This is a genomic window from Paenarthrobacter sp. 10L420 (assembly GCF_056395385.1).
Genome location: NZ_JBFTJK010000045.1, coordinates 1 through 7,654, shown reverse-complemented (window position 1 = coordinate 7,654; position 7,654 = coordinate 1). Strand labels below are relative to the sequence as shown.

General features: G+C 58.6%; 7 protein-coding genes. 6 read left to right on the top strand and 1 reads right to left on the bottom strand.

All coding sequences use genetic code 11. The annotated features are described in order from the left end of the window. The coding region (locus AC1DD5_RS25495; RefSeq protein WP_477522853.1) for a citrate/2-methylcitrate synthase at positions 1 to 353 on the bottom strand (353 nt) is incomplete at its 3' end. 505 nt (positions 354 to 858) lie between these two features. On the opposite strand from AC1DD5_RS25495, the gene AC1DD5_RS25490 reads away from it, so the two are divergent. From AC1DD5_RS25490 to AC1DD5_RS25465, 6 genes are all read left to right on the top strand, one after another. Beyond that, positions 859 to 2,010 (top strand): acyl-CoA dehydrogenase family protein, encoded by a 1,152-nt coding sequence (locus AC1DD5_RS25490; RefSeq protein WP_477523105.1) that lies wholly within the window; start codon positions 859 to 861, stop codon positions 2,008 to 2,010. Positions 2,011 to 2,224: 214 nt separating this feature from the next. Next, positions 2,225 to 2,998, top strand: coding sequence for an electron transfer flavoprotein subunit beta/FixA family protein (locus tag AC1DD5_RS25485; protein ID WP_477520206.1), 774 nt, complete (start codon positions 2,225 to 2,227; stop codon positions 2,996 to 2,998). Positions 2,999 to 3,026: 28 nt separating this feature from the next. Further along, positions 3,027 to 3,998: an electron transfer flavoprotein subunit alpha/FixB family protein gene (locus tag AC1DD5_RS25480; protein ID WP_477520207.1), complete on the top strand. Its 972-nt coding sequence runs from the start codon at positions 3,027 to 3,029 to the stop codon at positions 3,996 to 3,998. Then, positions 3,995 to 4,927: a cytochrome b/b6 domain-containing protein gene (locus tag AC1DD5_RS25475; protein ID WP_477523104.1), complete on the top strand. Its 933-nt coding sequence runs from the start codon at positions 3,995 to 3,997 to the stop codon at positions 4,925 to 4,927. Before AC1DD5_RS25480 ends, AC1DD5_RS25475 begins: the two co-directional genes overlap by 4 nt. Positions 4,928 to 5,902: 975 nt before the next feature. Further along, entirely contained in the window at positions 5,903 to 6,400 is a 498-nt protein-coding gene (locus AC1DD5_RS25470; protein WP_477523103.1) for a MarR family winged helix-turn-helix transcriptional regulator, read from the top strand. Between the two features lie 858 nt (positions 6,401 to 7,258). Continuing rightward, on the top strand, positions 7,259 to 7,621 hold the full coding sequence (locus tag AC1DD5_RS25465) for a hypothetical protein (protein ID WP_477523102.1): 363 nt from the start codon (positions 7,259 to 7,261) through the stop codon (positions 7,619 to 7,621). The last annotated feature ends 33 nt before the right edge of the window (positions 7,622 to 7,654 follow it).

Here is a 7,654-nt window from a genome sequence, read left to right as displayed (position 1 = left end):
CCGGCTACGGCTTCCCGGAGCCACCCGGCGATCTGTTCTCCGGCGCCGCCATGGTGATCACCGATGGTGAGCATCCCAGCAGCGATTCCTACCTGGATAGGATTCCCGTACGAGGCCATCATTCGCGTGACCGTGGTCGTTGGTGAGATACCGTGCTCCATCACCGAAACCATGATGGCCTCCAGGACGTGGGCCTGGCCATTCGTTGGCCACCGGCCGCTGATGAGGAGGTATGCGAGTTCACCGAAGCTGCGCTTGCCAATCATCGTGGTCAGCAGGTGGCCGCGAATGAGAACGTCGTCGTCTCGCACTTCCGCTATGTCCGTTGACCAGTCGTCAGTTGTCGACGCCATGGGCGCCTTCCTCTCGTAGAGATATATGGTTCGAGCTATCGTGGTCGAGGGTGCTGGAGGGCAAGAGTCCTGACCGGGTCCTGATCCATGACCGGTGGAAACAGGTACAGGGTCGCCCGGGATGTGCGTTCGATGGCTTACCACGGGACCAACTGCAATGTCGAGACACTGTGGAATCGGATCCACGAAGTGATGGTATCGTATCCAGAAATGAAAATCGAGGATTGGGAAGCTCCCCTCGTTTCCAAGGCGAGAACTTCACGCACAACCTGCAACTCGTGAACCGCGTGAAGGAACTCGCGGACCGGCCATTCTTAGTCAATTTCACAGCCAACCCGCGCTCGACGGTCGCCAATCTTGGTGGACATTCCCAGGAGCAAGTATTAGGTGTATTATACAATCAATATGGTCGCCTTGGGATCGTCGCTTAGTGCGGCAGCACCACCCTTCGCCCAAGGCAAGGCCACTAGTCCATCAAGGCAGACACCCTAGGAACTTATCCCCCATGATTGAGCGCACACTCTACGAGGATGACCATAAGGCCTTCCGCAGCTCGGTCGCCGAATTTATTCGGCGTTCCATTAGCCCCAATGTTGATGAGCATGCCGCAAGCAAACGAATTCCGCGCGAAGTCTGGCAGGACGCAGGCAAGCACGGCTTCCTTGGCCTTGAGGTTCCTGAGGAGTACGGCGGAAGCGAAGCTGCCGACTATCGGTTCAATGCGGTACTGCTCGAAGAGCTAGCCAAAGTGAACCTTGCCCTTGCATCGTCGATGAGCATTCATTTCGATGTGGTCGCACCGTATCTCGTTAAGCTCTCAACGCCTGAGCAGCGTAAACGCTGGCTGCCCGGGTTCTGCGACGGCTCGATCGTGACGGCGATCGCCATGACAGAGCCTTCCGCCGGTTCCGACTTGGCCGCCCTGCGAACCTCTGCCGTAAAGGACCCGAAGGGCGGCTGGATTCTCAACGGATCCAAGATCTTCATCACCAACGGAGGTTCTGCGGACCTCATCATCGTGGCCGCCCGAACGACTCCAGATAGCCGCGGGAAGGGAATCTCTCTCTTCGCTGTCGAAGCGTCGATGCCGGGCTTCAGCCGCGGAACGCCACTCGATAAGGTGGGTCAACCTGAGGCCAACACCGCCGAGCTCTACTTCGACAATGTCTACCTCACTGAGGACCACCTGATCGGAAGCCTCAACGGCGGATTCGGCCACATGATGGAACTACTTCCACAGGAGCGCATCGGCGCCGCCGTAACCAATCTCGCACACGCCCGGCAGATCCTCGACGAAACGATTGAGTATGCACGCGATCGCCAAGCCTTCGGCCAAGCGATTGGGTCGTTCCAGCACAACAAATTCCTGCTCGCGGAACTCGTGACAAAGACTGAGGTGACCCAGGCATACGTCGACCAGTGTGTCGCTGCGCAAGTCCGCGGAGAGCTCTCCGCCGTCGATGCAGCAAAAGCCAAGTGGTGGGCCGCGGACGTACAGAATGAGGTTCTCGACCACTGCGTCCAGCTGTACGGAGGCTATGGATTTATGAACGAATATCGCGTCGCCCGCGCCTGGAAGGATGCCCGCGTCACTAAGATCTGGGCAGGCTCAAATGAGATCATGAAGAACATCATCGGCCGCGACCTCGGCTTCTAGAGCACGATTGGCCTAAGTGCCGGCCTGAGGCAATTTTGGCCATGAGCCCCGGTCATACTTCGACGCTGAAGGGACCTCTTCGAGGTCGTCCAAAATGCCTTCTGCAACGGTAACACCGGCAATGTTCGCTATGGGAGCCCGTTTGCGCCTCGCCTCTCGCAGGCAGCCGCCGCCCGACCACCATCGGGATATCCACGTATCAAAGGAGTAGCCAGTGAAAATAGTTGTACTAATGAAGCAGGTGCCTGACACCTATGGGGAGCGCACCCTGCTGACCGACGGCCGGGTCAATCGTGAGCGGAGCGACGCAGTTATCGATGAGATCAGCGAGCGAGCAATCGAGGTCGCGCTGCAGCGGAAGGACGCCGACGAGACGACCGAGGTAATAGCCCTGTCGATGGGTCCGGAATCGGCAACAGCGTCCATTAGGAAAGCACTTTCGATGGGAGCCGATTCCGGAGTGCACGTTCTCGATGATCAGTTGATGGGAGCGGATGCTGTACGTTCCGCCCTGGTCATCGCAAGGGCGGTGGAGCGCGTAGGCGGTGTTGATCTGGTTCTGGCCGGAGATGCATCGACGGATGGCCGGGGTGGTGTTATCCCCGCCATGGTCGCGGAGCATCTGGGGCTGTCATATCTGGCCTCGCTTAACGGACTGCAGGTGGGCAACGAGGTGACAGGAACACAGGCTACCGAGTCCGGTACGCGCGAAGTGTGGGCGACACTCCCGGCCGTCGTGTCCATCACCGAGAGCGCAGACGAGGCGCGTTTCCCCGGCTTCAAAGGAATCATGTCGGCCAAACGCAAGAAGATCGACGTGACCAGGCTATCTGACCTCGGAATCGATCCTTCTTTCCCCGGCCTGGCCCGCTCGATCGTCCTTTCCACGGCGGCACGTCCCGCCCGTCAGACCGGCACGAAAATCCACGACGAGGGCGTTGCAGCCGACAAGCTTATTGAATTCCTCGTTGCCGAGCGGCTTCTTTAGGCCCCCAATAGATTTGGAGAAAATTACGATGTCAAACGTTCTTGCTTTCATCGAGGTCTCCCCCGCGGGCACGATCCGTCGTTCGTCGGAGATGTTGATCGGTGCTGCCGGCTCCATAGGCACGCCTGTTGCGGTTGCAGCCGTCGCGGCCGGGCAAGGTGCCACGGTGTCCTCGCGTCTCCGTGAGTTGGGTGCAGCGCGAATATACATCGCCGAAACTGATTCCGCGACGACCACTGTCGCAGTCGCCCAGGTTGCCGCGCTTCAGGCTGCGGTGACCGAGTACACGCCAACTGCTGTGCTGACAGCGAACACTCTGGACGGGGCTGAGGTCGCGGGTCGACTGGCGGTCCGCACCGGCGGAGCGCTACTGCTCGATGTCGTCGGCGTGCACGCCGACGGTGACAGGGTCGTCGGGTCTCATTCAGTGTTCGGGGGTGCCTACAACACCAACAGTACGGTCACCGGAGGCCTGACTATCGCGACGGTAAGGCTCGGTGTGATCGAGAATGTCGCGCCCGGAGCAGCCTCCGAGACCAGCATTGTCTCCATCGAGGTCGACACATCGAAGTCCACAGCCATCACTGCAGTGAACGACGAGACGATCGCGTCCACCCGCCCCGACCTGCGGGAGGCGACCACTGTCGTCTCAGGTGGCCGCGGTGTCGGCTCAAAGGAGAATTTTTCGATTGTGGAAGACCTCGCCGACGTGCTCGGTGCTGCCGTGGGTGCGTCACGGGCCGCTGTGGATGCCGGATATGTGCCGCATTCCTACCAGGTAGGGCAGACCGGCATTACGGTGTCACCGCAACTCTATATAGCGCTCGGCATCTCGGGTGCGATCCAGCACCGGGCCGGAATGCAGACTGCAAAGACAATCGTCGCCATCAACAAGGACAACGACTCCCCCATCTTTGACATCGCTGACTTCGGCATCGTCGGAGATCTCTTCAAAGTAGTACCGAAGCTTGTCGAGGGAATCAAGGCGCGGCAGAAATGACGAGCAGCACTCTGCAGAAGAAGGGCAAGCGCAGCCGCTGGTTCACGCTTGTGTGGGTGATCCCTGCTGCGTTGGTCCTGCTCACTTCGATTGTGTTCGGCGCACAGTGGCTGCGCACTCTCTCCGGAGTGCAATCGTTCGTGACCAACTACCCTGGCCACTTCCAACTGCCACCCGGAGCACCCGAGGGCTTCCCCGAGTGGTTGCAATGGAGCCACTTTTTCAACATGCTGCTGATCCTGATGATTATCCGCAGCGGTTGGCACGTACGCACCACCGAGCGCCCCCCCGCCTACTGGACCCGAAACAATCGGGGACTCCTCCACACCAAGGGCAAGCCAAACAAGATCAGTCTCGACCTGTGGCTGCATGTGAGCCTTAATTCGCTGTGGGTCGTTACCGGAATCGCTTTCTACGTCCTACTGTTCTCGACAGGCCAGTGGCAACGGTTGGTGCCAACCTCATGGGAGCATATCCCCAACGCATTGTCGGCCGCGTTGCAGTATGCATCTCTCGACTGGCCGCTTGAAAATGCCTGGGTGTCATACAACAGCCTACAAATGATCACATACTTCGTGACCGTTTTTATCGCCGCCCCGTTTTCAATCATCACCGGCATCCGCATGTCGGGCGCGTGGCCTAAGGACGCCAAAATCAACAAGGTATACCGCGTCGAGTTAGCTCGGGCGATCCACTTCCCCGTGATGCTCTACTTCGGGCTGTTCATCATCGGCCACGTGACCCTCGTGTTCGCCACCGGTGCATTGCGCAATCTCAACCACATATTCGCCGGGCGGAACGACGAGAGTTGGGTCGGCTTCTGGTTCTTCGCCGGAGCCCTCGTGCTCATGGCCGTGCTGTGGGTATCCGCCCAGCCCATCCTTCTGCGGCCAATTGCGTCGCTGACAGGATCTGTAACCAAGAAATGACCGTCACGACAGAGCACATCAGACCAACGAAATCGTCGATGGGAGGCTCAATGAAGGCCGGATTACAGATTCCCCCAGATCACAGCTTTACCGCTGCGGTCATCGAATGGAGAGACAGAATTACAGCACCGTAAAGGAACGCGGCTACTGGAAACTCACCTTCTTGAATACAGCGGGGACTTGTAAGGTCGCATTGACTTGGTAACTCTCAACTTCTACCGTCGCCGCCAAACGAAAATTTCACCGACTCGATCAACTCGCCTCGCAGCTTCAGGACGACGTGGCATGCGTGCGATCCTGGGCTGCGGGCTACGACCAGGAATCTCCTGCGTGAAAAACTCAGGGCGAGAGGCCGAAGCTGCCAAAGGATCATCGCGATGCCCGACTCCTCTGCACTCTGGATTGTGGTAGACGGCAATAGCCCTCGCCAAATGTTTGAAGTATCCCGAGGCCATGAGGTATGGGTCATTCCGCAAGAACTGCCTGGAGGGCAGCACTATCGGCGCGGAATGTATCGTCCTCTGCCCAAGTTGAGCCGACGGACATCAGCCGTAGCCAGCATTAAATGATTTTGCCGGACTGCGAGGAGATTCAAACGCGGCGCGAAGCCCACCTTCTGAAACACAGCGTCAGGGCAACTGACTGAGCGTCAACTCCCCCGCACGAGGTTGGTGGCGTTAATGCACAGCCATGTCAGTGTGCGGGCGAAGGGGTTGTAAGCCAGAGTGGGACTTGACCACCGCGGGCGTATTGGTGACACCGATGCCAACCTCAATCTGACGCATGGATCGAAGTGCTGAGACGAGGGCTGGATATTCTATTCGTGTGTTGTGCATTCAACTGCTTGGTCCGACCCGTAAAGGCTAGGGACCGCCCGCGTGCGCATTTTCAGGGGTTGAGCGTTGTGGCCGGGAGGGAAATCAGCGTCCGCCATAACATAGGCCATGACAAGTTTGGAAACGAGGAAGGGCACTTATGGGAACGACAGCATCGGTCGGCGATACCGTTGAGCTTAATCCAAATCAGCGCGTGATTGATGAGGCGTTGGGATCTATCATTCGCTGGTCTCTCTATGAGTTCCACGCACTGTTAGTGGAGAGGTCGGGCGTCTCGATAGATCGCTCCATGATCTCGATACTCACTCGATTGTCAGCTACTGGGACGCTCCGGATCTCTGATCTCGCAAATCGTCTTGGACTCGATAGGTCCACCCTCAGCCGGCAGGTAGCGGCAGCGGTGGCAGCTGGCTACGTCAGTAGAACAACCGATGAATCGGACTCTCGTGCATATCTTGTGTCGATGACGGATGAAGGTAAGGCAGCTTACCGGGCGGTACGTCTGGCCAGGGCTCGCATCATGGTGGAAATGACTCGCCAAATGAGCTCGTCAGAGTTGGACCAAGTCTCGAATGCACTTCCGATATTGGCGCGCGCAATCAATAGTTTGTCCACCTCCGTGGGTTCCGAGCCGTAAGCCGGCGTTTGGGATTTGATGGCAGCGTTTGGCCGGGCACACGTGGAATGCGGCAGTACTTCCAGTTCAAAGGTCCCGCAACGGCGGCAGCCGCCAGCACTTCTTTTTCGGATGCCTCAGGGAAATCTGGCCCCTGACCGGCGTTTGCTCAACTGCTCGGAACGTAGCCTACAACAAGGCGGGCGCATACGCCGTTGATCCTCGAACGATGAGTTCGCCCTCCAGCCTTCGCCGCTGCAGCGAAGAAGTTGGCGCGCGGCCGGTCCTCTTCATGAGAAGATCGACGCTGATTTCTGCCTGCATTCTGTCGGCTGCTGCACTGTGGTCAGATCATAAACAGCCCAGCCAGACATCGTGATCCCGTTTGTACCCGATCACCCGTCAAGGACCGCCGTATGCGATGAGATCATTAACACAAGAAGATCTTCTGTGAGGCATGGGATTCGCGGGCGGTTCGCGATGCGGTGCAAGACAGCATGGGTTCTCCATTGACCTCGATCATGATTCCCATCTCCATCGTCTTCCTGTGCTCGGCAATACTGGTATACGGGCGTCGCTTCGCACCACTGCAGGCGATCGTGGGCATTTTGGCCGCGAGGCCCCTGGGAAATGCCACAATATTTGGTCTGGGCTTTCTGCTGGCCTATAGCGGGGACGAGTTGAGTGGTTGTCACTGTCTATGTGACATTGATGATCCGTTCTCGACCCGATTTCAAACATTGGAAACGTTGTCGCTTGCCATGCAATACATCGAAGCCGCGCATCGCAGTGTGCGGTTTCGCGCGGAGGTTCTGGACGATGGTCTCCTGTACCTGGCACCCTCATCCTTAGAGCAGGGTCCTTCTCCGGGGACCCGAAGTGCACTCCCCCGCGCTCGCTCCAGAGTCTCGTGGCCGTGGTCTCGAGCATCATGCCCATCGAAGCGGCTACCGGGCGGAGTCGCTGCAGCTCAGCGAAGGACATGACGCCCGGGTTGAGATGCGGCAGGAGGTGTTCGGCGAACTGGGACAGGAACCGTTGCTGGTCATGGCCCGGGGCGTGGAAGACCAGGTGATTGAACCCTGCCTCTACGTAGGGCATGAGCTGGTCCATGACCTGCTCCGGATCCGGATCCGAGGCGACGATCCAGCGCTTGGCGACCTGTTCGATGGGCAGCGCGTCCGCGGCGGCTGCCATGGCCGCAGGGTCCTCGAGGCCGGCTTTCTGTTCCGGGCTCAGTGACAGCGGCGCCCAGAACCGGGTGTTTTCCAGCGC